Source organism: Pseudomonas sp. QS1027, from assembly GCF_002814235.1.
In the GTDB taxonomy this organism is placed as follows: domain Bacteria; phylum Pseudomonadota; class Gammaproteobacteria; order Pseudomonadales; family Pseudomonadaceae; genus Aquipseudomonas.
In genome coordinates this window covers 1-24,171 of the sequence record NZ_PHSU01000017.1, presented here as the reverse complement: position 1 = coordinate 24,171, position 24,171 = coordinate 1, and the positions used below count along the sequence as shown (strand labels likewise).

Sequence of the window (24,171 nt, the reverse complement as noted above, 5' to 3'; positions counted from 1 at the left end):
AGGCGGCAGCGCCGGGCCATCGGGCCGGGTGTGCCGCCAGGGGGTCAGAAGTTGTAGGTCAGGCCGGTGTACCAGTAGCCGCCCGTGGTGCCGTAGGGCGAGAAGTTGCCGTAAGGGTAGGCACCCGAGGCACTGGGCAGGTTGGTGCGTTCCGGGTACAGGTTGAAGACGTTGTTGGCCCCGGCATTGAGGGTCAGGCTCTTGGTCAGGTGGTAGTCGACGTTCAGGTCGGTGATCCAGGCCGCCGAGAAACTGCGGTCGTAGATCGCCGCGGTGCCGTACTGGGTGTACTCGCCGTAGCGGGTCAGGTTCAGGCCGATCTCGAACTTGTCGATGCTCCAGACCGTGCCCAGCAACAGCTTGGAATCCGGCAGGCCGTACTTGAGGTTGCCCTGGCGCTGGCGGTCGTAACCGCCGTCCGGGCCCAAGGCCTGCTGGGCGGCGTCGGAGGCGTGGATGGCATCGATCGCGGTGGTGTTCCAGTTGAAGCCCAGGGTGTAGCGCAGGTTGCCGTAGGCACCGATGTCCTGCCGGTAGTCGCCGACCAGGTCGACGCCGCGGGTGGTGGTGTCGAGGGCGTTGGTGAAGTAGGTCACCGCCTGGTTGGTCGGCAGCCCGGCCGCCGCGAGGATCGCCTCGATCTGCGGGGTGCCGCCCAGGTAGCCGGTCTGGGCGATGCGGTCCTTGATCTTGATCTGGTAGGCATCCAGGGTGACGCTGGCGTTGTCGATCGGTTGCAGGGTCAGGCCGAAGCCGATGTTGGTCGACTTCTCCGGTTTCAGGGTGGTGGCGCCGAGGGCCTTGGCCACCGTCGAATCCACCGCGACATTGCGGTAGTCGAACAGGTTGCCGTTGACGCTGGTCTGCGAGGTCGAGCTGTAGATCTGCTGCGACAGCGACGGCGCGCGGAAGCCGGTGCTGAAGGTGCCGCGCACGGCGAGGATCGGGGTCAACTGGTAACGGGTGGAGAACTTGCCGTTGGTGGTGGTACCCGAACCGTCATTGTAGTGCTCGTAGCGCCCGGCGAGGTCGACGTGCCACTTGTCGGTCAGGTCCTGGCCGATCTCGCCATAGCCGGCCACGCTGGTGCGGCTTTTCTCCGCGGCGTCGGCCGGAGTGGTGCCGGCACCGGAAATGGTTCCCGGCGCAATCGGCGCGCCGCTGGCACCGGTGCTGAAGTCGCCGAGGGCATAGGAGTCATAGTCGCCCTTGCCGATCTTGTAGCTCTCGAAGCGTTGTTCCAGGCCCCAGGAAATCTGCGTCGGCTTGGCCAGGCCGAGGTCGAAGGCGCGGGTCAGGTCGAGGTTGTTGGTCCATTGGCTGAAGGTCTTGGCGCCGGTGTCGACCGAGGTCGGCGAGTCCGGGCCGAAGCTCAGGTTATAGGTGTGGCGCAGGGTGGCCTCGGCATGATCCTGGCCGTAGGTGCTGGACAGGTCGTAGTCCCAGCCGGCGGCCTTGCCCTTGCCGCCGAAGGCCACCTGGAAGTCGTTTTCGATAAACCGCAGGGTGTCTTCGATGCCCTCCGGGAACGGCGTGGCGATCCCGTCGAAGCTCGCCGGCTGGTGGAAGGCCAGGGGTTTTTCCGAGTTGCGCCGGGTGTAGGTGGAGAACGAGTACAGGGTCAGGGCGTCATCCACCGGCAGCTCGGCGTTGTAGCCGAAACTGAAGTTGCGCGCCTGGGGCAGGCCGGTGCCGTAGTAGGTATGGCGCTCGCTGGTGTTGCCGGCGCTGTCGGTGTAGGGCGCATCGTCGGAGCGGTCGGAGGTGTTCTGCTTCTTCACGTCCAGGGCCAGGTTGATAAAGCCGTCGTTGGGCAGTGACAGCCCCAGGTCGCCGGTTTGCCGGGTGGTGGCGCCGTCGCCGTTTTCAAAGTTCTGGCCGTAGCGGGTGGTGAGGCTGCCGCCGTGGTCGGTCTGCTTGAGCACGATGTTGATCACGCCGCCGATGGCGTCCGAGCCGTATTGCGCCGAGGCGCCGTCGCGCAGCACTTCGACATGGTCCACCAGGGCGGTGGGGATCATGTCCAGGTCCACCGGTTGCGAGCCGGAGTTGAGGTAGGTGCCGTTGTTCAGCAGCGCGCTGTTGTGGCGGCGCTTGCCGTTGACCAGGACCAGCACCTGGTCGCCGTTGAGGCCGCGCAGGCTGATGGGGCGCACCACCGAGGTCGAGCCGAAGCCGGAGGAGGTCGGCTGGTTCAACGAGGGCAGCACCTTGTTCAGGGCCGCAGTGAGGTCGCCCTGGCCGGTGGCGAGCAACTGCTTGGAGGAAATCACGTCCACCGGCGCCGGGCTGTCGGCCAGGGTGCGGGCCTGGCCACGGTTGCCGATGACCACCACGGTGTCCAGGGGGTTATCGCTGGTGGTGTCGGCGGCCAGGGTCAGGCTGCTGTAGCTCAGGGCCTCGCACACGGCCAGGAACAGCAGGCTGTGGGTGAAGGTGTTGCGGGTGGGTCGCCGGTTGGCGGCGCGTGTTGAACTCATGATGTGAATCGCTCCAGTGTGGTCCCCGCTCTGCGCCCGGGTGGGGGGCGATCGTGGCGGGTGAGGCGACGGGTATGGGGGCGTCGCCAGTGAGGTCAGTGGCGGCTTGTTGCCGGGCCGGGGGGCGGCCTGCGGTCTCAAGCTCTGGTCAGGGCAGCACAGCAAAGCCTGTGCCATTCTTTAAAATCCTTTTTAAACAAGTAGTTAGGTTGTTGGTCGGACAGGAATTGGTGTTTTTCTAGCAGCGGCGATTCAGGCTGTTGGTTTTTCTACAGCGCGCCAGTGGCGGGAGGTGCGGGGGTATCGGTTGTTGGTTTTCCAGCAGTCGCCCGGGGCGTTGGTGAGTTAGCAACAGTGGTGAAAGCGGGGGAGGTAATGAAGTCGGGTGCGGGAGCGCTGGCACAGGCTTTGCTGGACCGTTGCGTTCACGCTCCTCTATGGAAGCCAACTACTTGTCAGGAAGTTTTTTATGCCACAACCGGGTTCCCGCAATTTGCTCACCGATGTGCCGGGCGTGTACGTCGGGCATGCCACCGATGAGCATGTCGACACCGGCGTGACGGTTATTCGCACCGACGGCGCCTGGACGGCGAGCGTCGATATTCGCGGTGGCGGTCCGGGCGGGCGCGAGTCGGCGGCCCTGGAGCCGGAAAACATGGTCGGGCAGCTGCATGCGCTGGTGTTTGCCGGCGGTTCGGTGTTCGGCCTGGGGGCGGCGGATGCGGTGGCGGCGGCGTTGTCACAGCAGGAAGTGGGACTGCATCTCAAGCCTGGTGCGCCGGCGATTCCCATTGTTCCTGCGGCGGTGCTGCACGATCTGGCCAATGGTGGGGACAAGAGCTGGGGGCTTGAACCGCCTTATCGTCGTTTGGGCTTCGAGGCGTTGCAGAACGCGGCACAGGCGTTTGCCCAGGGCTCGGTGGGTGCCGGGCGCGGGGCGATGGCCGGGGTGCTCAAGGGCGGACTGGGGTCGGCGTCGCTGGTGCTTGGCGATGGTTTGGTGGTGGCGGCGCTGGTGGTCGCCAACCCGATCGGCTCCGTCTATATGCCGGATGGCGAGACGTTCTGGGCCTGGCCCTGGGAGATCGCCGGAGAGTTCGGCGGCGGGCGTCCGGGGGCGCCGATGGACGCCAGTGATCCGATGCCGGAATTGTCACGGCTGGACTCCATGGGCCGCTTGCAGGCCGGGGCCAATACCACGCTGGTGGCGGTGGCCTGCAATGCCCGGTTGAGCACCGCCGAGTGCAAGCGCGTGGCGATCATGGCCCAGGACGGTATTGCCCGCGCGGTGCGTCCGGCGCACCTGCCGTTTGATGGCGATACCGTATTTGCCATGGCTTCCGGCGCGGTCGAACTGGTGGACGGGCCACGTCGCCAGGTGCAGATCGGCTGCATCGGCAGTGCCGCCGCCGATTGCGTGGCGCGGGCGATTGCCCGGGGTGTTTTCGAAGCCCGGCGCGACGCACCGGCTGGCCTGTAGGGTCGAGATCTTGAATACGCCGCGATCCCCTGTAGGAGCCAGCAAGCCGGCTCCTACAGGGGATCGCGTTCAGCCTGGAATAACATGGGTTGCCAGCACCCGCTTGACCCGTTCCCCGGCCTGGCGGGCTTGCTCAGGCAGGCCCAGCGCCGAATAAACCTGTTCCAGCTGGCGGTTGGTCGGGACGTCCAGCGGGTCGTAGCCACGGCGCAGTTCCAACGTCTGCTGCGTTGCCCGCCAGTCTCCGGAGCGCAGGCGGGCGTCGAGCTCGATTTGCGCGAACAGGTCCCGTTGCGCGTGGCTGCCGCCGATATCGTTGAGCCGTGGCAGCACGCTGCCCAGCCGTTGCACCGCCAGTTCCCAATCCCCCCGGGCTTGCGCCAACAGGCCTTGCGCCAGCGGTACCGTCACCTCGACCCAGGTCATGCGGCTGAAGGCGGGTGCCCGAGAGGCGTGGGCCTGCAACGCCGCAAGCAGATGGTCGGCCTCGGGCTTGCCGGCCCGGGCCAGCCCGTAGAGGTACTGCACGCTGAGGAAGGGTTGCACCGTATCCTCCGTGCGTTTCTGCAGATAGGGCGCCAGTGCCTGCCAGCGCTCACCGATGTCGATGCCCGCCAGTTCCAGCCGGGTCAGCAGCGACACCGCGCCGACCTGATCCTGGGAGTACTCCGGCAGGATGCCCCAGACATGCCGGTCATAAATCTCCAGCGCCCGCTGCTCATGACCACGGGCCAGATAGAACAGCGCCAGGTGCCACCAGTTGTGGGTGTACATGAAGGAGTTGAGGCCCTGCCAATGGCCCTTCACGCTTTCCAGGAAGTCGATGCCTTCCTCGATCCGGCCCCGGGTCAGCAGCACATGGGCCAGGGCGTGCTGGGCCCAGGGCTCGTCGGCTTGCAGGGCAAGGGCCTGGCGAGCGGCGGCTTCGGCGTCTTCCAGCAGGTGGCATTGCTCATAGGCGAAGGCCAGCAGGCCGTGGCTGTGGGCGCTATCCGGCGCCGCATCGCGGGCCTTGAGGGCGATGCGCAACAACGCCGGCCAGTTGCCGCGATTGAACTCCACGTATTGGGTGAGTTTGGCGGCGAACAGGTCCCGGGGAAAACGCTCCAGCAGTTGCTCGCCGAGGCCCAGCACTTGTCCCAAGTCGTCGGCGATCCAGGCGCGCAACAGCGCCAGGTACAGGTCGGCCCGGGCATGTCCGGCGGGGGCGGCGCTTGCTCGCTGCCGGTAGCGCTCGGCCAGGCCCGGGCCTTCGGGGGACTCGCTGAACATCAGCAGGATGCCGGCGAAAGCATTGGCCAGGCGCGACTGCGGATCGGCATCGGCGGTGGCGAGGATCGACTCGGCGCGGGGTTGATAGCCGAGAAAACCGCCGATGAATGCGTCGATGCCTTCGCGGGTCGCGGCGTGCTCGGTGTCGATGGGGTTGCCCAGGTAATCCAGTGACATGCTCTTGAGACTCGGTGGTTCGAAGACAGCGGGCCTCGCAAGGCTTGTGCCAGTCCTGCGATGTGCTCCCTCAAGTCATGCTCAGTACCATTGTGGCGAGCGGGCTTGCCCGCGCTCGGCTGCGCAGCAGCCGTAAATCGGACACCTTGTCCTATCTGATGTACCGAAATCACTGGTTTTGGGGCCGCTTCGCGGCCCGGCGCGGGCAAGCCCGCTCGCCACAGGTAGCGGCTGCTGCTTTTTCCACAGTCGGGACAGTGGCTGTGGTTTTTTCATCAGTGCCAGCGTCCTCGAAAACCGCTCAAAGCCCGCAAAAGACCGCCTTCCAGGCCCTGGCACAGGCCTTGCTAAACCGCTTCAAAGGGCCGGGCGCCTGTCTGTGGTTGCCTGCCTGATGAATCTTTTTTGCGGAGCCCGCCATGCCTGAATTCACCCCGACCCATTCGTCTCGCACCCGGCCCCTGCGCCGGGTGTTGCTCGGCCTTGCGGCCGGTGCGTTGATCCTGGCCGGCAGCGTCCAGGCCGAACCCCGGGAGGGCGGCGTGCTGAACCTGGTGGCCCAGCCGGAGCCGCCGTCGCTGATGCACGGGGTGGTCAGCCATGTCTCGACCCAATACGTCAGCGGCAAGATCCTCCAGGGCCTGCTGACCTACGACACCACGCTCCAGCCCAAACCGGTGCTGGCGAAAAGCTGGACGATTGCTCCCGACGGCCTGACCTACACCTTCGACCTGCAGGACGGCGTGCGCTGGCATGACGGCCAGCCCTTCACCTCGGCCGACGTGGTGTTCAGCTTCCAGACCTTCTACCCGGAGGTGGACAAACGCCTGGGCGGGATCTTTACCGACTATGTGGCCTCCATCGAGGCCACGGGGCCGTTGCAGGTGATCTTCCACTTGAAGAAACCCTTCGCCCCGTTGCTCTCTTCCCTGGGCAGCGGCCTGCGCCCCGTGGTGCCCCGGCACCTGTACCAGGGCACGGATTTTCGCAACAACCCCTACAACCTCAAGCCCGTGGGCACCGGGCCGTTTGTCTTCGAAGAATGGAAGCGCGGCGCCTATATCAAGCTGGGCAAGAACAAGGACTACTGGAAAAAGGGCCTGCCGCACCTCGACGGTATTGTCTTCCACGTGATTCCCGACGCCTCGTCCCGTGCCGCCGCCTTCGAGCGCGGGGATATCCAGGCCCTGCGCAGCGGCGATGCCGACTACTCCGATCTCAAGCGTCTGACGGCCTTGCCCGGCGTACAGTCCTCGGAGCAGGGCTGGGAGCTGTATGCCGGCCTGGCGTTTCTGCAGATCAACACCCGCAAGCCGCCGCTGAACAACCCCAAGGTGCGCCAGGCGATCCTTTATGCGCTGAACCGACAGTTCATCGTCGACAATATTTTCTTCGGCTCCGGCAAGGTCGCCCAGGGCCCGTTCGTCTCCACCACGCCGTACCACGACCCGAACCTGCCGCAATACGCCTATGACCTGAAGAAGGCCAAGGCGCTGATCGTCGAATCCGGCGTGGATGTCGGCGCGGTGCGTATCCGTCTGCTCAACGGTGAGAAGGGCGGCGCCTGGGAGCGCCTGGCCGAGTACACCAAGCAGGCCCTGCAACCCCTGGGCTTCAAGGTCCAGGTGGTCACCTCGGATGCCGCGACCTGGTTCCAGCGGGTCAGCGACTGGGACTTCGACCTGACCTACAACTTTATCTTCCAGATCGGCGACCCCTACCTGACCACCGCCTACCTCTATCGCTCGGACTACATCCTCAAGACCTCGCCGTTCGCCAATGTCAGCGGTTACAACAGCCCGCAGGCCGATGCCTTGTGGAACCAGGTCGCCGACACCCCGGAAGGCGAGCAGCGCCGCCAGGTCTACAGCCGCCTGGAAAACCAGTTGAACAGCGACCTGCCCATCGCGCCGATCTTCGAAATGCGCTACCCGACGCTGTTCCACAGCCAGGTCAAGAACCTGCTGCAAACCGCCACCAGCCTCAACGAGGACGATGAAAGCGTCTACCTCGACGGCCCGGCGCCATGAGCGCATTGCTGTTCCTCGGCGCCCGCCTGGGGCGGGCGCTGTTGATGATCCTCGGGGTACTGGTGCTGAGCTTTTTGCTGATCCGCCTGGCCCCCGGCGATCCGGCCTTGCTGATGGCCGGCGAGGCCGGTGTCGACGACGCGGGTTATATCGACAGCCTGCGGCATGACATGGGCCTGGACCAACCGCTGGCCCGGCAACTGCTGATCTACCTGGGCAAGGCCGCGCACCTGGACCTGGGCTATTCCTACCGCAACCAGACCCCGGTCTGGACGCTGATCGCCGAGCGTCTTCCCGCGACCCTGGCCTTGATGGGCTCAGCCTTCCTGCTCTCGTCCCTGGCGGGTATCGCCCTCGGCGTGCTCGCGGCCCGTAGCCGGGAGCGGCGGCCCTGGCTGGACGGGTTGATCTCCCAGGGTGCCTTGCTGCTCTACGCCGTGCCGACCTTCTGGCTGGCGATGCTGCTGATCCTGCTGTTTTCCGTGCACCTCGACTGGTTGCCGGCCTTTGGCCTGGAGACCGTGGCCGCGGACCTCCATGGCGGGGCCGGGTTGGCGGACCGGATGAGCCACCTGCTGTTGCCGTGCCTGTCCCTGAGCTTCCTGTTCCTGGCCCTGTATATCCACCTGACCCGCGCCGCGACCCTTGAGGCAATGGGCCAGGAGTATGTCTACACCGCCCGGGCCAAGGGCCTGACCCCACGACGGATCCTCTGGGCCCATGTGTTGCGCAATGCACTGTTGCCGGTGGTGACCTTCGCCGGCCTGCAACTGGGACAACTGGCCAGCGGTGCCTTGCTGGTGGAGGTGGTCTATTCCTGGCCGGGCATCGGCCGGCTGATGTACGACGCCCTGGCGCAACGTGACTACGGCGTACTGATGGGCGGCTTCCTGGTGATCTCGACGCTGGTGGTCGGCTTCAACCTGTTGACCGATCTGGCCTGCCGACTGCTGGACCCGCGTATCGGCGCCCAGGGGCAATCCTGATGAATGAGGTTTCGGTGATTCGACGTTTTCTCGCACAACCCTCGGCGCTGATCGGCGCCGGCTTCCTGCTGCTGCTGAGCCTGCTGGCGCTGGCCGCGCCGTGGCTGACCGACAGTAGCCCCTGGGAGATGAACAGCACGCCGTTGCTGGCGCCGTTCCAGGATCCGGCCCATTGGCTGGGCAGCGATATGCTCGGTCGCGACCTCGGCAGTGGCTTGCTCTATGGCGCTCGGGTGTCCCTGGCGATCGCCACCTTGTCGAGCCTGGCGACCTTGCTGGTGGGCGCCCTGGTGGGCGCGGTCGCCGGCTATTTCGGCGGCTGGCTCGATGGCGTGCTGATGCGCATCGCCGAGTTCTTCCAGATCATTCCGCAACTGGTACTGGCGGTGATCCTGGTGGCGGTGCTGGAACCGTCGTTGAGCTCCACCGTACTGGCGATCACCCTGGTGGCCTGGCCGGCGGTGGCGCGCCTGGTACGTGGTGAATTCCTCAGCCTGCGCCAGCGTGAGTTCGTCCTGGCGGCACGGGTGCTCGGGCAGTCGCCGCTGGCAATCATCAGCCGGCAGATCCTGCCCAATGCCCTGGCACCGTTGCTGGTGACCCTGACCTTCGTGATGGCCACGGCGATCCTCACCGACGCCGCACTGGCGTTTCTCGGCCTCAGCGATCCCGATGCCATGAGCTGGGGCTACATGATCAATGCCTCGCGCGGACTGCTGCGCGAAGCCTGGTGGATGAGCCTGCTGCCGGGGCTGGCGATCCTGCTTTGCGTGCTGGCGGTCAATCGCGTGGGCGAAGGACTGCGAGTGGCGTTCGAGCCGGCCCGTCGACAGGGAGCGAACTCATGAGCCCGGAGCGCACACCGTTGTTGAGCGTCGAGCAATTGCGTATCGCCTTGCCCGCGGGGGCCGACCGCAGCCATGCGCTGTATGACCTGTCGTTGTCGCTGACGGCGGGGGAGTGCCTGTGCCTGGTCGGTGAGTCGGGTTCCGGCAAGTCGATGCTGGCCAAGGCGCTGTTGCGCTTGCTGCCGGCGCCCCTGCACATCGAGCGTGGCCGCCTGCGTTTTCGCGGCGAGGACCTGGCCGGGCGCGACGAGGAGGGGATGCGCCAGTTGCGCGGCCGGACCCTCAGTATGGTGTTCCAGGAGCCGATGAGTGCGCTCAATCCGTTGCTGAGCGTGGGCCGGCAGATCGACGAAACCCTGCGTGCCCATGGCGAGCGTTCGGCCCGGGTGCGTGAGCAGCGGGTGATCGATTTGCTCGGTTATGTCGGCCTGCCTGATCCGCTGCGGCTGCGCCAGGCTTATCCGTTCGAACTGTCCGGCGGTCAACGCCAGCGGGTGGTGATCGCCATGGCCCTGGCCTTCGATCCGGACCTGCTGATCGCCGACGAACCGACCTCGGCGCTGGACGTGACCACCCAGGCGCAGATCCTCGACCTGTTGCGCCGCATCCAGCGTGACAAGGGCATGGCGATAGTGTTTATCACCCACGATTTTGCCGTGGTGCGGGCGATTGCCGACCGGGTGCTGGTGCTGGAGCGCGGCCATGTGATCGAGCAGGGTTCGGCCCGCCAGGTGCTTGAGGCGCCCCGCGAAGCCTATACCCAGCGCCTGCTGGCGGCGGTCACGGCGCAGCCGCTGGCGCCGCGTTCGTTGCCGGTTGATGCGCCCGAGGTTCTCGCTGCCCGGCAGCTGGAAAAACATTTCGGCGGCCGTGGCGGTTGGTGGAGTCGCCGCCAGACCCAGGCCCTGGCCGGGCTCGATCTGCATCTGCGTGAAGGCGAGACCCTGGGCATTGTCGGCGAATCGGGCTCCGGCAAGTCGACCCTGGGCCGTTGCCTGGTGCGCTTGCTACAGCCGGACAGCGGCAGTCTGGAGTGGCAGGGCCATGAGGTCGCGAGCCTGTCTCAACGCCGGCTGCGGCCGATGCGTGGCGAGATCCAGATGATTTTCCAGGACCCCTTTGCCTCGCTCAACCCACGCCAGACGGTGGGGCAGATTGTCATGACCGGCCCCCAGGCCCAGGGCGTTTCCAAGGCCGAGTCGGCGCGGCGTGCCCGTGAGTTGCTCGAACAGGTCGGCTTGCCTGCCGCGGCCTTCGAGCGTTTTCCCCATGAGTTTTCCGGCGGTCAACGGCAGCGCATCGGCATCGCCCGGGCCCTGGCCGTACGGCCGAAAATCCTGATTGCCGACGAGTGCGTCTCGGCCCTGGATGCCTTGGTCCAGGTGCAGATTCTTGAGCTGCTGGAGGCCCTGCAACGGCAGTTTCGCCTGAGCCTGGTGTTTATCACCCATGACCTGCGGGTGGCGGCCCGGTTGTGCGACCGCATCGCCGTGATGCAGGGCGGGCGGATTGTCGAGCAGGGCGACACGGCCCGATTGTTTGCCGAACCGCAACATCCTTACACCCGGACGTTGCTCGGGGCCGCCGCGCTGGCGCTGCCCGATACCTCCGCCGAACCGGCGGTGGCTGGCGCACTGTGAGTGCACCCTTTTTCTCTTGCACAGGACTGTCACACCCATGACCGAGTTTCAATCCTTTGGCCACCTGCCCCTGGTGCGGGGTGAACTGTTGGAAGTCCGTCCCGGGCGACGCCTCAGCGTGGCCCATCGTCCGGGTAAAGAGAACGCCGGGACCGTGGTGTTTTTCTGCCATGGCGCGGGCGGCAACAAGGACCAGTGGCGTGAGCAATGGCAAGCCCTGGGCGAGCAGGGTTACAGCCTGGTGGCCTGGGATCTGCTCGGTCATGGTGAGAGTGACAAGCCGCGGCGGGCGGCGGCCTATGCCTGGGATGAATTGGTGGCGGACGTTGTGGCGTTGCTGCGCCGCTTTGGCGGCGAGCGCAATCTGATCGTCGCTCATTCCTTCGGCACCGGCTTGACCCTCAGCGCGTTGTTGCAGGTGAATTCGGTCAGTGGCGCCTTGTTGCTCGGCACGCAGCTGCATCGGCCCTTGAGTCGCGGCGGCCTGCTGGCGTTGCCGGCCTGGATACTGGAACTGATCCGACCGGTGTTGGCCAAGGGATTTCGCGAGCGGGCCTGGCATCCGTCTGTTGATCCACGCTTGCTGGCGTATGAGGAAAAGCTGACCGAGCGTAATCGGCTGTATGTATTCAAGGGGCTGATACAGGGTGTGCAGTGGCCAGAGGCCGAGCGGGTGGCGCAACTGACATTGCCGGTCCAGGTACTGGCCGGCGACAGCGACGGCCTGATTCCGGCCAGTGGGGGTGAAGCGCTGGCGCGGCAGTTGCCGGACGCGCAGTTCCAGGTGCTGGAGGCGTGCGGGCACCAGTTGATGTTGGAGAAGCCGCAGCAGGTGCTGGCGGCGTTCGAACAATTGCTGCAACGCCTTCCTCAAGGCTGAACGCGGTCCCTGTAGGAGCCGGCTTGCTGGCGATAGCGATTATCCAGTCGACGACGATATCGGCCATAAGATCGCATCGCCAGCAAGCCGGCTCCTACAGGGGAGCGTGTTTCATGTTCTCAGGCGCTGACGATCAACTCGATCCGGCAACCCGGCTGGGCGTCCTGCACCTCTAGGCGCATGTCATGCAGTCGCGCCACTGCGGCCACCATGCTCAACCCCAGCCCGTTGCCCGCCGTATGCCGACTGGATTCGGAACGGTACAGCCGTCGAAACACCGCCTCGCGCTCAGCTTCGGGAATCCCCGGACCATTATCCACCACGCACAGCCCACGCCTGTCCGGGGTATCCATCACCGCCACCTGCACCCGACTGTGGTCCGGCGAAAACTTGATGGCGTTGTCCAGCAGGTTGCAAGTGGCATCGAACAGCAACTGCGCATCGCCGAAGATCAGGCACGGCGCCGGCGCGTTATTCAAGGTCAGCTCGATACCACGCTCCTCGGCCAGCGGCTCGAAAAACTCGGCGGCATCGGCGGCGATGCGGTTCAGGTCGATCTCGGCAAAGCTGCTACGGCGGGCACTGGCCTCGATCTCGGAAATCCGCAACAGGGCGCGGAAGGTCGACAGCAAACCCTGGGCATCCTCGATGGCATTGTCGATGGCCGCCTGGTATTCGTCCTCGCGCAGGTGCCGGCGTTGGGCGCGCTCCAGGCCCGCGAGCAGGCGGGTGAGGGGCGTGCGCAAGTCGTGGGCGATATCGTCGCAGACGCCCTTGACCTCGCTCATCAGCCGCTCCAGCTCGTCGAGCATCTGGTTGACCACCGTGGCGATCCGGTCGATATCGTCGCGATTGCCACGGGTCGGCAGGCGTTCGTTGAGGTCGCCCTTGACGATGCGTTCGATGGAGCGGGTCAGCACATCCAGCCGCCGGCGTGCCGCGTAGCCCAGCCCGACCGCTCCGAGCAGTCCCACCACCAGCAGCAAAGAGCCGCCGGAGACCATTGCGTTGACCAGCAACTCGTCGAACTCGCTGAGGTCATGGATATCCTGGGCCACCATCAGGGTCTGGCCATTGTCCAGGCGATGCATGATGAAGCGGATCGGCCGGTTCTTTTTTTGCGGCTGCTTCCAGGAGAATTCGGCGGGTTTGTCATAGCCCTTGAAGGCCGGCATTTTCCCGACCGCCCCGGCAATCAGCTGGCCCTGGGCATCGTAGAGGCCGTGGGGCAGGCGACCGTCGATATCCTGGTCGGAGTGCTTGCGAATTTCCGCCAGGCGCAGGTCTTCGGGCTGCGCGCTACGGTTGTCGATCTGCCGGTAGAGGGCGGTATCGACCTCGGCCATCAGGTAGCCGGCGGTTTGCCAATAGATATAACCGAACAGCGCAAGGAACGAACAACTGAACAGCGCCAGGGACATCAGCGCCGTGCGGAAACTGATGGTGCGGGGGATTTCACGCAGGTGAACGGAGAACATAGCCTGCCCCGCGAATGGTGTGGATCATCGGTTCTTCACCGTCGCCATCGACCTTGCGGCGCAAACGGCCCATATGCACTTCGATGACATTGGTACGTTCGTCATAGGCGTAGTTCCACACCGCCTCGAACAGCATGGTTCGCGTCACCACCTGTTCGGCGTGCTGCACCAGGTATTCGAGCAGGGCGTATTCCCGAGGCAGCAGGTCCACCGTCCGTTCGCCGCGCTTGACGCTACGCTTGAGCAGGTCCAGTTCCAGGTTGCCGACCCGCAGGCGGTTGACCCGTTCCTCGCTGGGGGCGATCCGGCGGCGGCTCAGGGCATCGAGGCGGGCGGTCAGTTCGATAAATTCGAAGGGCTTGGTCAGGTAGTCGTCGCCGCCGGCCCGCAGGCCGCGAACCCGTTCGTCCAGGGCGCTGAGGGCACTGAGAATCAGCACCGGCGTGGCGATGCCCGAGGCGCGCAGGGCGGTGAGCATGCCGAGGCCATCGAGGGCACCGGGGAGCATGCGGTCGAGGACGATAACGTCGTAGCTGTCGCTGATGGCGCGCACCAGGCCTTCTCGACCATTATCGACATGGGTCACGTCGAAGCCGTGGTCTTGCAGGGCGGCTTCGATCTCCCGGGCAGTGGCGGGGTCGTCCTCGACGACCAGAACATGGGTCATGGGCACTTCGCAGAATGAGAGAGGGTGGTAGTCTTGCACGGACCCCGGAGGAGTCTGCTGGCCAGTGAATCGTGGTTGGCTGGTCGACCGGCATAGTGTGCCAAACCGGGTTTATCTGAAAGGTCGCGTCAATATGAAAAAAAGTTTAGCTGAGTCAGTGCGGAGCCGGCCGTGAGAATTCTGGTTGTCGAGGATGATGCCCGGGCGGCCAGTTATCTGGTGCGCGGTCTCAACGAAAGTGGACATGTCGCCGATACCGTCGACGATGGTCGCAGTGGCCTGGACATGGCCCTGGAAGGGATCTACGACGCCTTGATCGTCGACCGCAAGCTGCCGGGACTGGACGGTCTCGCGCTGGTCCAGGCGCTGCGGCGCCAGGGTTTGCGCACGCCGGTGCTGATGCTCAGTGCCCTGGACTCCACTGCCCAGCGGGTCGAAGGTTTACGCGCCGGGTGTGACGATTACCTGGCCAAGCCCTATGCCTTTGTCGAGGTGCTCGCCCGGCTCGAAGCCTTGCAGCGTGGTCGTGACCCGGCGGTGGGGTTGTCGCGGACCTTGCGGGTCGGCAGCCTGCAACTGGACTGCGCCGCGCGCACCGCCACCCGTGAAGGGCAGGTCATTGCCTTGCAGCAGCGCGAGTCGCTGATCCTGGAAAAGCTCATGCGCCACTGCGATGAGGTGGTGACCCGCGGCATGTTGCTGGAGAGCGCCTGGGACTATGACTTCGACCCCATCGACAACGTGATCGATAAACACATCTATCGGTTGCGCCGAAAACTCGATGCCGGGTTCAGCCATTCGCTGATCCAGACCGTGCCGGGGGTCGGGTACCGATTGCTACAGGACGGTGAAGAGCCGGTGTAGGGTAAAGATGAATTTACCTAAACTAAAATTTAGCTTTGGAGGAACGGGACGCGGGCCTGCGCCTGATAGCTTCGGAATCTGATCGATGGCTCTGCCACACAGGTTCTGGAGATATCCCGTAGATGCTTCTCACGCCGAGATTCGAGGCTTTTCATCCACCTCATACCCCAAGCCGACTGTTGCGCGCCCTGGCTTTGGCCGGCCTGACGCTGTTGGGCGGTTGCTCGCTGGTGCCGGGCTACCAGCAGCCGGCCTTGCCCCTGGCCCCGCAATGGTCGGCCAAGGACCCGTCCGCGACCCCAGCCGACGCGGCGGGCGGCCCTTGGTGGCATGAGTTCCAGAGTGCCGAACTCGATGGCCTGATCGCCCGTGGCCTGAACGACAACTACAGCCTCAAGGCCGCCGTGAGCCGGGTCGACCAGGCTCGGGCCATCGCCCAGGTGGCCGGTGCCGGGCAATACCCCAACCTGTCCCTGGGCGGCAACTATCAGCGGCAGAACAACTACGGCAGCACGAAAAAATCCAGCGTCTTCGCCGAGGCCACCTATGAAGTGGACTTCTGGGGCAAGCAACGCGCTACCGCCGATTCCTCCCAGGCCCTGGCCAACGCCAGCCAGTTCGATGCCCAGACCCTGCGCATGACCCTCGGTGCGAGCATCGCCGACACCTATTTCCAGGTCCTCTCGCTGCAAGACCGCGTGCGCCTGGCCCAGTCCATCGCCGCCGATGCCAGCCAGGTCCTCGACCTGGTGCAGGTGCAGGCCAGCCAGGGCGCGGTGTCGAGCCTGGAAGTCGAACAGCAGCGCAATGCCCAGCAAACCTTCCAGGCCGCGGTGCCGTTGTTGCAACAGCAACTCGACGCAGCGCAGTACCAACTGGCGACGCTGGTGGGTGTGCCACCGGAAGGTTTCAAGGTCCAGCAGACCGGGCTCGACGCCCTCCAGGTGCCGCAACCCAAGGTCGGCCTGCCCGTCGGCCTGGTGCGCCAGCGTCCGGATATCCAGGCCGCCGAGGCCCGCCTGGTGTCGGCCAACTTTGACGTCGGCGTGGCCCGGGCGGCGTTCCTGCCCAATCTCTCGCTGGACCTGCTGGGCGGTATCGACACCCTGGCCGGCGGGCATATCTGGAGCATCGTCGGCAACCTGACCCAACCGGTATTCAGCGGCGGCCAACTGACCGGGCAACTGCACGCCGACCAGGCCCATGTGCAGGAACTGACCGCCAGCTATCGCGCCTCGATCATCGAAGCCCTGCGCGACGTGGAAACCCAGCTCAGCGCCGCTCGACAACTGGACCAGGCCTATGCCCTGGACCAGGCGGCCGTCGGCTCGGCCCGCGAGGCCGCGCGCCTGGCCCAGGTTCGCTACCGGCTCGGCTCCACCGATTTCCAGACGCTGCTGGTGGTCGAGCGCACCCAGTACCAGGCCGAAGACAGCCTGTTGCAGGTGCGCCTCCAGCATTTGCAGGCCGCCGTCGGCCTGTTTCGCGCCATTGGCGGCGACTTCAGCGTGCCCACCCTGGCCGCCGCCACTCCTTCTTCTCCCTCTCAGGTCGTTCAGCCATGAAGCTCTCACCCCAGGCGCCATCCCAACCCCGTCGTCTGCGCCTCGGCCTGCTGGTCGTGGCCATGCTCGGTGCTTCGCTGTTGATCAAGAGCCAATGGATCGACCGGGCCCAGGCGGCACCGGCAGCCCCCGTGGATAGCGCCATCCCGGTGGTGATGCAGGCGGCGGGGCAGAAGGACCTGCCGATCTGGATCGATGCCATCGGCAATGTCCAGCCTCTGAATACCGTCAATGTGCGGGTGCGGGTCGACGGCGAATTGCAGAAAGTCCTGTTCACCGAAGGCCAGATGGTCAATGCCGGCAGCCAGTTGGCGCAGATCGACCCAAGGGTCTACCAGGCGCAAATGGCCCAGGCCCAGGCGCTGGTCAGCAAGGACCAGGCGCAGTTGGCCAACTTGCGGGTCAACCTCGATCGGGCCAGCAAGCTGGCGGCGGCCAAGGCCGGCCCGACCCAGGATGTCGACACTTATCGCGCGCAACTGGCGGCCCAGCAGGCCACGGTCCAGGCCGACCAGGCGGCGCTGGAGAATGCCCGCCTGCAACTGGCCTTCACCCGGATCGATGCGCCGTTCACCGGTCGCACCGGGCAACGCCTGCTGGACGTCGGTTCGATTGTCCACGGTGCCGATGCCACCGGTTTGGTGACCCTGACGCAGATGGACCCGATCTCGGTGGCCTTCTCGGTGTCCCAGGACGATCTGGCGCGGATCCTCAAGGAAAACGCCGTGGCACCCTTGCAGGTGCTCGCCATGAGTCGCGATGGCCGTCAGCAGTTGGCGAGCGGGTCGCTGAATTTCATCGACAGCCAGGTGATTGCCGCCAGCGGGCAGATCCAGCTCAAGGCGCAATTCCACAACGGCGGCCAGCAACTCTGGCCCGGCCAACTGGTGGGCGCGCGCCTGCTGGTGAATACCCAGAAGGCCGCCACCGTGGTGCCGGCCAATGCCGTGCAGCAAGGGCAGAAGGGTGACTTCGTCTATGTGGTCAATGCCGACCAGCGGGTCGAACCGCGGCAGGTGAAGGCGGCGACAGTGGTCGACGGCCAACAGTGGATCAAGGACGGCCTGGCGCCGGGTGAAGTGGTGGTGGTCCAGGGCCAGTCGCGGATTGCCCCTGGGCTCAAGGTCAAGCCGGTCAGCCTGGAGTCGGACCCGGCGGCCCCTGAGCTGGCGCTGACCGGCAGCGCCGGAGGCAAGCGATGAACCTGCTCGCTGGCCTGATCCAGCGCCGCACCGGCCTTTGCCTGCTGGCCCTGGGGGTGATGCTGCTGGGTACCGTCGCCTATTTCCAACTGCCGGTGGCACCGTTGCCGACGGTGGATTTCCCCACCATCCAGGTCACCGCCAAGCTTTCCGGAGCCAGCGCCGAAACCATGGCGACCTCGGTGGCGACACCGCTGGAGCGGGCGTTCGCGGCCGTGCCGCAGGTCACCTCGATGACCTCTTCGAGTTCCTCGGGCAAGACCCAGATCGTCCTGCAGTTCGACCTGTCGCGTAATATCGACGGCGCGGCCGAGGACGTGCAGACGGCGATCAACACTGCCAGCGCGACCTTGCCGAAAACCATGACCAGCACGCCGACCTTCAACAAGGTCAACCCGGCGGAGTTCACCGTGCTGTCCCTGGCCCTGACCTCGCCGACACGGCCCTTGCCGGAGCTCGACCGCTACGCCGACAACTACCTGGCCCAGCGCCTGTCGCAGATGTCCGGCGTCGGCCTGGTGGATTTCCATGGTGAACAGAAGCCGGCGGTGCGCATCCAGATCGATCCGGATGCCCTCGCAGCCCGTGGCCTGACCCTGGAAGAAGTGCGCAGCATCGTCGGCCTCAGCACCCTCGATCAACCCAAGGGCAACCTCAACGGCCAGTACCGCTCGGTGACCCTCGATGCCACCGACCAGTTGCTCGACCCCAAGGGCTATCGCGAGCAGGTGGTGGCCTACAAGGCCGGGGTGCCGATCAAGCTCGGCGATCTCGGTCGGGTCATCGATGGCGCCGAGGACACCCAGCAGGCGGCCGGTATCGACGGCCAGCCGACGGTGATCGTCGACATCCACAAGCAGCCGGGTTTCAACGTGCTGTCGACCATCGCCAATATCCGCGCCAGCCTGCCGGCCCTGACCGCGTCCTTGCCCCGGGACGTCCAGGTCCAGGTGGTCGGCGACCGTACCCAGACCATCAACGCCTCGGTCAACGACGTGCAGTTCACCTTGCTGCTGTCCATCGCCCTGGTGGTCGTGGTGATCTTCGTGTTCCTGCGCAAGGCCACCGCGACCCTGATCCCGACCCTGACCATCCCGCTGTCGCTGGTGGCGACCTTTGCCGTGATGTACCTGCTGGGCTACAGCCTGGACAACCTGTCGATCATGGGCCTGGCGATTGCCGTCGGTTTCGTGGTGGACGACGCCATCGTGGTCATGGAAAACATCGTCCGTCACCTGGAGATGGGCAAGTCGCGGATTCAGGCGGCGGTGGACGGTCTGCGCGAAGTGGGTTTCACCATTGTCTCGATGACCGTGTCGCTGATCGCGGTGTTCCTGCCGATCCTGTTGATGGGCGGCATTGTCGGGCGACTGATGCGTGAGTTCGCGGTGACGGTCAGCGTGGCGATCCTGATGTCCGGCGTGGTCTCCCTGACCGTGACGCCGATGCTCTGCGCCTGGCTGCTCAAACCGGAACACGACTCGCGTCCGAGCCGTTTCGGTGATGCCTGCGAGGCGGTCTACAACCGGATTCACGAGCGCTACCGGCGCAGCCTGGAGTGGGTGCTCGATCACCAGCGCCTGACCCTGGCGGTGGCGGTCGCCACCTTCGTCGCCACGGCGATGCTCTACCTGTATATCCCCAAGGGCTTTTTCCCGCAGCAGGACACCGGCCTGATCCAGGGCGTTGCCGAAGCCGCCTCGGACATCTCGCCGGAGGCCATGCGCCAGCGCGTCGCGCTGCTGGCCGATATCGTCAGCGCCGACCCGGCGGTGGCCAAGGCCTATTACTGGATCGGCCCCAACCCGACGGTCAGCCAGGGCCGGGTGATGGTCAACCTCAAGCCGTTCGACCAGCGCACGGCCAGCGCCCAGCAGGTGATCGCGCGCTTGCAGCCGGCCCTCGACAAGGTCCAGGGCATCAAGCTGTTCCTGCAGGCCAACCAGGATATCCAGATCGGTGGCCGGACCAGCAAGACCCAGTACCAGTACACCTTGCAGGACCCGGACAGCCAGGAACTGGACCACTGGAGCGGCTTGTTGCTGGACCGTCTCAAGCAGTTGCCGCAATTACGCAACGTGACCTCCGACCAGCAGCGTGCGGCACCCCAGGCGACCCTGGTGATCGACCGGCCCTCGGCGGCGCGGTTGGGGGTCAATGTGCAGGCGATCGACGACGTGCTCTATGACGCCTTCGGCCAACGGCAGATCGCGACCATGTTCACCCAGCTGGACCAGAACCACGTCATTCTCGAACTCGATCCGCGCTGGCAGATGTCCATCGACACCCTCAAGCACCTGTATGTGCGTTCGACCACCGGGGGCATGGTGCCGCTGGACATGCTGGCGAGTATCCGCAACGAACTGGCGCCGATCATCATCAACCACCAGGGCGTGTTCCCGGCCATTACCCTGTCGTTCGACCTGGCGCCCGGGCAAGCCCTGAGCGACGCGGTCAATGCCATCGAGAAGGCCTCGCTGGCGGTGGGCCTGCCTGACACGGTGTCGGGGAGTTTCCAGGGCACCGCCCAGGCCTTCAAGGACTCGCTCAAGTCGCAACCCTGGCTGATCCTGGCGGCGATCCTGACGGTCTATATCGTCCTCGGCGTGCTCTATGAAAACGCCATCCACCCACTGACGATCATTTCCACCTTGCCTTCGGCCGGCTTCGGCGCCTTGCTGGCGTTGATCATCTGCGGGCAGGACCTGTCGGTGCTGGGCATGATCGGGATCATCCTGCTGATCGGTATCGTCAAGAAGAACGCGATCATGATCGTCGACTTCACCCTGGAGGCCGAGCGCGCTGGCATGGCGCCGCGGGAAGCGGTGCACGAGGCCTGCCTGCTGCGCCTGCGGCCGATCCTGATGACCTCGCTGGCGGCGCTGCTCGGTGCCGTGCCACTGGCGTTCGGTCACGGCGCGGGTTCGGAATTGCGCCAGCCCCTGGGGATCGCCATCGTCGGCGGGCTGGCGGTGTCGCAACTGCTGACGCTCTACACCACGCCGGTGGTCTACCTGTGGTTCGACCGGTTGCGCGGGCAAAAAAAGACCCGCAACGAAGGCGAGTCCAATGGGATTGAAACGAGGAGTGAGCCCATCCTAGGCGCGCAGAAGTGAAATCCGTGTGAAAGCCTGGCCAGGAAAATAAAAATTTCGTGACCGGGCGGTCATTCGTCGGAACCTTGCACCAGAGCCTGCGAGTCGCCGTCGGTCGACTACGCTCAATGTTTTTGAAGCCGCCGGGGATTTGCCGGTACGGCCCAATTATGTTGAAAAGGAGATGGCTATGAAGGATGCGTACATTTACGACAACGGGGACGAGTTTCCCATCAACAATCGACTGCGTTGTGGCCAGACGGCTTATGTCGCGGAGTTTGGTGGGGAGGTGCCGGTCGAGGTGGTTGCGACGAAGGCCGTGAAGCCCGCGTCGACGGTGCTGGTCAAGCAGCCGTATTTCCCCAAGGCCAAACCGCGCCTGAAAAAACAGGCCTGACCCCGTTCAGCCAAGTCTGAACACGGTCCCTGTAGGAGCCGGCTTGCTGGCGATAGCGGTTTTCCAGGCGACAGCGATGTCGACCATCGGATCGCATCGCCAGCAAGCCGGCTCCTACAGGTTGTGTGGTGTCTTCAAGATCCCATTTCCGTAGCAGGCCGGCATCGTGTTTTCAGCGCCGACGCAGACTCTGCTCCATCCGGCTGATACCTTCCTCCAGCAATGCCCTCGGGCAACCGAAGTTCAAACGCACGAACTGCTGCGCGTCGTCGCCGAACTCGATCCCCGCGCTCAAGCCCACCTTGGCCTCTTCCAGGAAAAACTGGTACGGGTCCGCAAGGCCCAACGCGCTGCAATCCAGCCAGGCCAGGTAAGTACCCTGGGCCGGACGCAGGACCACGCCCGGCAAGCGGGTTTCCACCGCGTGTTGCAGGTAGTCGCGGTTGGCCTGCAGGTATTCCATCAAGCCTGCGAGCCAGCCTCCGCACTCGGTGTAGGCCGTGCAGGTCGCCTCCAGCCCTAGGGCGTTGACGCTGTCGACCATCCCCGAACGGGCGGCGTTGAAACGCTCGCGTACCGCCGGGTCCTGGACAATGGCGTAAGCGGTCTTCAGCCCGGCGATGTTATAGGCCTTGCTCGCCGACATCAGGGTGATGGTGCGCTGGGCGATCTCCGGACTCAGGGAGGCGATCGGCACATGGCGACGGCCATCGAAGCAGAGGTCGGCGTGGATTTCGTCGCTGACGATCAGTGCGCCCTGTTCCAGGCAGATATCCGCCACCTGCTGCAATTCTTCCCGTGGGAAGACCTTGCCCAGCGGGTTGTGCGGGTTGCTCAACAGCAGCGCGCCGCCGCCTTGCAAGGCGTTACGCAGGGCGCCGAAGGGCGTGACATAGTCACCTTGGGCATCGCGCTCGAACTCCAGCTCGACTTTCGGCAGGTTCCAGTGACCTGGCGCCAGGCGCAGGGGACGGTAGTTCGGTGTCTGCACCACAACGTTCTGGCCCGGTTGCACAAAGGCGTGCAGCGCCATGTTGAAACCCGGCTCGACACCGGGCAGGAAAATCAGCTCCTGGGGTTCCACGCGCCAGGCGTACTTGCTCCAGAGGTCGGCGATGATGGCCTGGCGCAGGGCGTCCTGGGCCACGCTGTAACCCAGTTGCGGATGTTCCAGGCGCTTGTGCAGGGCCTCGGTGATCGCGTTCGCCACCGGCAGGTCCATATCGGCCACCCACATGGGCAGGACGTCGGCCGGGTAGCGGCTCCACTTGGTGCTGCCAGTGTCGCGGCGGTCGATCAGCGTGTCGAAGTTGAAGGTCATGCTGGTGGTCAAACTCGAAAGAAATCCCCGAAAGCGTCGGGTGTTCATGGCCTGGGACGGCGGTCCGATGCGTGTCGCCAGGGAGGTGTCAGTCTAACTGTTCGGGGCATCCGGCGGGGTCTCGTCATCGCTGCGCACCACGCGATTGCGCCCGCCATCCTTGGCCCGGTAGAGGGCCTGATCCGCTTCCCTGAGCACCTGGGCCACGCTCTTGCGGTCCTGGGGCCAACTGGCCACGCCCAGGGAGATGGTCACCGGAATGCCGTTCGGGCTTTCGGTATAGGCCATCGCCGCGCGCAATCGCTCGGCCACCAGTGCCGCCTGGGCCACGGGAGTGGAGGGCAGCAGCATGAGGAATTCCTCGCCGCCCTGGCGGCAGAGCACGTCGCTTTCCCGGGAGTGGCGGCGGATCTGTTGGGCCAGGTGTTGCAGCACCAGGTCGCCGGCGCTGTGCCCGTAGCTGTCGTTGACCTGCTTGAAGTGGTCGATATCCAGGGCGATCAGCGAGAACGGCTGGCGGTGGCTTTCCCAGTCGTCGAGGATCAATTGCAGGCCGCGTCGGTTGGTCAGACCGGTCAGCGGGTCGGTGACGCTTTCCTGGTTGAGCTTGCCCAACTGCTGGTGCAGCGACATCAACGCCTTCTGCATGGTGTTCTTCAACTGCGCGGCCTCGTAATACCAGGCCTTGACCTTGCTCACCGACTGGGCGGCGGTGGAGGAGCCCCAATACTGCGTGGTATTGGCCAGTTGCCAGAGCGGTTTGCTGATCAGTGTCGAAATCCACCAGATGCCCAGCAGCGACAGGAGCAACAGCGGCACGGCGTAACCGGCGACTTCCAGCATCAGCCGTTGCAGGCCCTCCAGGGTGATGGAGGTGGGTCGCTGGCTGATCACGCCCCAACCGATTCGCGGCACCGGGGCATAGCCGGTGAGCATGTCGACGCCCTTGGAGTTTTTCAACCTCAGGCTGCCGGTCTCGCCGGCGATCACCGCGTCGATGGCCGGGTTGCCCTTGATCACGTCGCCGACGCGCTCGGGGTCCTGGTGATAGATCAACTGGCCCTGGGGGTCGACCACATAGAGATAGGAGCCGTCACGGTAATATTGTTCGCCCAGCAGTGAGTGCAGGATGTTCGGTTCGTTGAGGTAGATACCGGCGCCCAGGTAGCCCAGGTAGTTGCCGTCGCCGTCGAAGATCGGATGGGAGATCTGGATCATCAGGTGGTTGTTGGCCCCGACGTAGGGGCTGGAAATATAGGGCTGGCGCGCCATGCTGGCCTGGCGAAAGCCTTCGCTGGCGGAAAAGGTGCCGGTCAGGTTCATCGAGGTGGGCGACGAGGCGATGATCTTGCCATCCGCGCGGATGACGATCACCGAGTTGAAGCTGCCGGTCTGGCGACGCAGTCGGTGCGCTTCCTGCCACAGTTGCTCCGGCTGGTCCCAGATCGCCGGGAGCAGGCCGGCGCTGAAGGCCAGTTGTTGCTGGGTCGACTTGAGGAAGTTGTTGGTGGTGTTGGCCAGCTTCAGGGCATAGATCCGATTGGCTTCCAGGGTCTGTTCCATCAGGAAGTTGCGCTGGGTCTGGTAGCTGGCGAAGAAAAGATTGCCGGCCGTCAGGGTGACGGCGGAAAGCGACAGCAACAGGATCAATCGGCGGAGGTCGATGCGTGGCATGGATTTCTTATGAGAGTAATGGCGGGCCCGGGCAGCCTGAGGTGCAATGATAGATCAGAGCGCCCGGCAGCCCTATGGGCCAGGCATAAAAAATCGACATGCCCTTGTAGGCGCC

17 protein-coding genes are annotated in these 24,171 nt (G+C 65.0%); 11 read left to right on the top strand and 6 right to left on the bottom strand.

Annotated elements, in window-relative coordinates:
* Positions 1-44: 44 nt before the first annotated feature.
* Positions 45-2,480, bottom strand: coding sequence for a TonB-dependent siderophore receptor (locus tag CWE01_RS16480; protein WP_100941602.1), 2,436 nt, complete (start codon positions 2,478-2,480; stop codon positions 45-47).
* Positions 2,481-2,949: 469 nt separating this feature from the next.
* On the opposite strand from CWE01_RS16480, the gene CWE01_RS16475 reads away from it, so the two are divergent.
* Positions 2,950-3,960 (top strand): P1 family peptidase, encoded by a 1,011-nt coding sequence (locus CWE01_RS16475; protein WP_100941601.1) that lies wholly within the window; start codon positions 2,950-2,952, stop codon positions 3,958-3,960.
* 69 nt (positions 3,961-4,029) lie between these two features.
* Here the strand turns inward: CWE01_RS16475 and CWE01_RS16470 are convergent, their stop codons facing one another.
* Positions 4,030-5,409, bottom strand: coding sequence for a tetratricopeptide repeat protein (locus CWE01_RS16470; RefSeq protein WP_100941600.1), 1,380 nt, complete (start codon positions 5,407-5,409; stop codon positions 4,030-4,032).
* Positions 5,410-5,828: 419 nt separating this feature from the next.
* On the opposite strand from CWE01_RS16470, the gene CWE01_RS16465 reads away from it, so the two are divergent.
* From CWE01_RS16465 to CWE01_RS16445, 5 genes are read left to right on the top strand one after another with little or no spacing between them, the layout of a single operon-like run.
* Positions 5,829-7,439, top strand: a complete 1,611-nt coding sequence (locus CWE01_RS16465) for an ABC transporter substrate-binding protein (RefSeq protein WP_100941599.1) — start codon at positions 5,829-5,831, stop codon at positions 7,437-7,439.
* Entirely contained in the window at positions 7,436-8,425 is a 990-nt protein-coding gene (locus CWE01_RS16460) for an ABC transporter permease (protein ID WP_100941598.1), read from the top strand. The genes CWE01_RS16465 and CWE01_RS16460 overlap by 4 nt, the downstream gene beginning before the upstream one ends.
* Positions 8,425-9,273 carry an ABC transporter permease gene (locus tag CWE01_RS16455; RefSeq protein WP_100941597.1) on the top strand — a complete coding sequence of 283 codons (849 nt, stop codon included), beginning with the start codon at positions 8,425-8,427 and terminating at the stop codon, positions 9,271-9,273. Before CWE01_RS16460 ends, CWE01_RS16455 begins: the two co-directional genes overlap by 1 nt.
* On the top strand, positions 9,270-10,913 hold the full coding sequence (locus CWE01_RS16450; protein WP_100941596.1) for an ABC transporter ATP-binding protein: 1,644 nt from the start codon (positions 9,270-9,272) through the stop codon (positions 10,911-10,913). The genes CWE01_RS16455 and CWE01_RS16450 overlap by 4 nt, the downstream gene beginning before the upstream one ends.
* A 37-nt stretch (positions 10,914-10,950) precedes the next feature.
* Positions 10,951-11,793, top strand: a complete 843-nt coding sequence (locus CWE01_RS16445; protein ID WP_100941595.1) for an alpha/beta fold hydrolase — start codon at positions 10,951-10,953, stop codon at positions 11,791-11,793.
* A gap of 119 nt (positions 11,794-11,912) precedes the next feature.
* Here CWE01_RS16445 and CWE01_RS16440 read toward each other — a convergent pair whose 3' ends face one another.
* Positions 11,913-13,271 carry a HAMP domain-containing sensor histidine kinase gene (locus CWE01_RS16440; protein ID WP_177410488.1) on the bottom strand — a complete coding sequence of 453 codons (1,359 nt, stop codon included), beginning with the start codon at positions 13,269-13,271 and terminating at the stop codon, positions 11,913-11,915.
* On the bottom strand, positions 13,249-13,938 hold the full coding sequence (locus CWE01_RS16435) for a response regulator transcription factor (protein WP_100941594.1): 690 nt from the start codon (positions 13,936-13,938) through the stop codon (positions 13,249-13,251). The genes CWE01_RS16440 and CWE01_RS16435 overlap by 23 nt, the downstream gene beginning before the upstream one ends.
* A 171-nt stretch (positions 13,939-14,109) precedes the next feature.
* Here CWE01_RS16435 and CWE01_RS16430 point away from each other — a divergent pair, with 171 nt between their 5' ends.
* The 5 genes from CWE01_RS16430 to CWE01_RS16410 all read left to right on the top strand — a co-directional run bounded on the left by CWE01_RS16430 (position 14,110) and on the right by CWE01_RS16410 (position 21,061).
* Entirely contained in the window at positions 14,110-14,802 is a 693-nt protein-coding gene (locus tag CWE01_RS16430; RefSeq protein WP_100941593.1) for a response regulator transcription factor, read from the top strand.
* 122 nt (positions 14,803-14,924) lie between these two features.
* Positions 14,925-16,367, top strand: coding sequence for an efflux transporter outer membrane subunit (locus CWE01_RS16425; protein WP_100941592.1), 1,443 nt, complete (start codon positions 14,925-14,927; stop codon positions 16,365-16,367).
* Positions 16,364-17,569, top strand: coding sequence for an efflux RND transporter periplasmic adaptor subunit (locus tag CWE01_RS16420; RefSeq protein ID WP_100941591.1), 1,206 nt, complete (start codon positions 16,364-16,366; stop codon positions 17,567-17,569). Before CWE01_RS16425 ends, CWE01_RS16420 begins: the two co-directional genes overlap by 4 nt.
* The gene (locus tag CWE01_RS16415; protein WP_100941590.1) at positions 17,566-20,685 is read left to right on the top strand and encodes an efflux RND transporter permease subunit; all 3,120 of its coding nucleotides are present in this window, start codon (positions 17,566-17,568) and stop codon (positions 20,683-20,685) included. Before CWE01_RS16420 ends, CWE01_RS16415 begins: the two co-directional genes overlap by 4 nt.
* 169 nt (positions 20,686-20,854) lie before the next feature.
* Complete coding sequence (locus CWE01_RS16410; protein WP_100941589.1) at positions 20,855-21,061, top strand: hypothetical protein; 207 nt, start codon at positions 20,855-20,857, stop codon at positions 21,059-21,061.
* Between the two features lie 172 nt (positions 21,062-21,233).
* On the opposite strand, the gene CWE01_RS16405 is transcribed toward CWE01_RS16410, so the two are convergent.
* Together CWE01_RS16405 and CWE01_RS16400 are read right to left on the bottom strand one after the other, a co-directional pair.
* Positions 21,234-22,382, bottom strand: a complete 1,149-nt coding sequence (locus tag CWE01_RS16405) for a MalY/PatB family protein (RefSeq protein WP_100941730.1) — start codon at positions 22,380-22,382, stop codon at positions 21,234-21,236.
* Positions 22,383-22,475: 93 nt separating this feature from the next.
* Positions 22,476-24,056, bottom strand: a complete 1,581-nt coding sequence (locus CWE01_RS16400) for a sensor domain-containing diguanylate cyclase (RefSeq protein WP_100941588.1) — start codon at positions 24,054-24,056, stop codon at positions 22,476-22,478.
* Positions 24,057-24,171: the final 115 nt, after the last annotated feature.

Coding starts and splice junctions, on each gene's coding strand:
- CWE01_RS16440 (WP_177410488.1), bottom strand. CDS start 13,271: ATGTTCTCCGTTCACCTGCGTGAAATCCCCCGCACCATCAGTTTCCGC.
- CWE01_RS16425 (WP_100941592.1), top strand. CDS start 14,925: ATGCTTCTCACGCCGAGATTCGAGGCTTTTCATCCACCTCATACCCCA.
- CWE01_RS16465 (WP_100941599.1), top strand. CDS start 5,829: ATGCCTGAATTCACCCCGACCCATTCGTCTCGCACCCGGCCCCTGCGC.
- CWE01_RS16475 (WP_100941601.1), top strand. CDS start 2,950: ATGCCACAACCGGGTTCCCGCAATTTGCTCACCGATGTGCCGGGCGTG.
- CWE01_RS16400 (WP_100941588.1), bottom strand. CDS start 24,056: ATGCCACGCATCGACCTCCGCCGATTGATCCTGTTGCTGTCGCTTTCC.
- CWE01_RS16435 (WP_100941594.1), bottom strand. CDS start 13,938: ATGACCCATGTTCTGGTCGTCGAGGACGACCCCGCCACTGCCCGGGAG.
- CWE01_RS16450 (WP_100941596.1), top strand. CDS start 9,270: ATGAGCCCGGAGCGCACACCGTTGTTGAGCGTCGAGCAATTGCGTATC.
- CWE01_RS16460 (WP_100941598.1), top strand. CDS start 7,436: ATGAGCGCATTGCTGTTCCTCGGCGCCCGCCTGGGGCGGGCGCTGTTG.
- CWE01_RS16455 (WP_100941597.1), top strand. CDS start 8,425: ATGAATGAGGTTTCGGTGATTCGACGTTTTCTCGCACAACCCTCGGCG.
- CWE01_RS16405 (WP_100941730.1), bottom strand. CDS start 22,382: ATGACCTTCAACTTCGACACGCTGATCGACCGCCGCGACACTGGCAGC.
- CWE01_RS16480 (WP_100941602.1), bottom strand. CDS start 2,480: ATGAGTTCAACACGCGCCGCCAACCGGCGACCCACCCGCAACACCTTC.
- CWE01_RS16445 (WP_100941595.1), top strand. CDS start 10,951: ATGACCGAGTTTCAATCCTTTGGCCACCTGCCCCTGGTGCGGGGTGAA.
- CWE01_RS16420 (WP_100941591.1), top strand. CDS start 16,364: ATGAAGCTCTCACCCCAGGCGCCATCCCAACCCCGTCGTCTGCGCCTC.
- CWE01_RS16415 (WP_100941590.1), top strand. CDS start 17,566: ATGAACCTGCTCGCTGGCCTGATCCAGCGCCGCACCGGCCTTTGCCTG.
- CWE01_RS16470 (WP_100941600.1), bottom strand. CDS start 5,409: ATGTCACTGGATTACCTGGGCAACCCCATCGACACCGAGCACGCCGCG.
- CWE01_RS16410 (WP_100941589.1), top strand. CDS start 20,855: ATGAAGGATGCGTACATTTACGACAACGGGGACGAGTTTCCCATCAAC.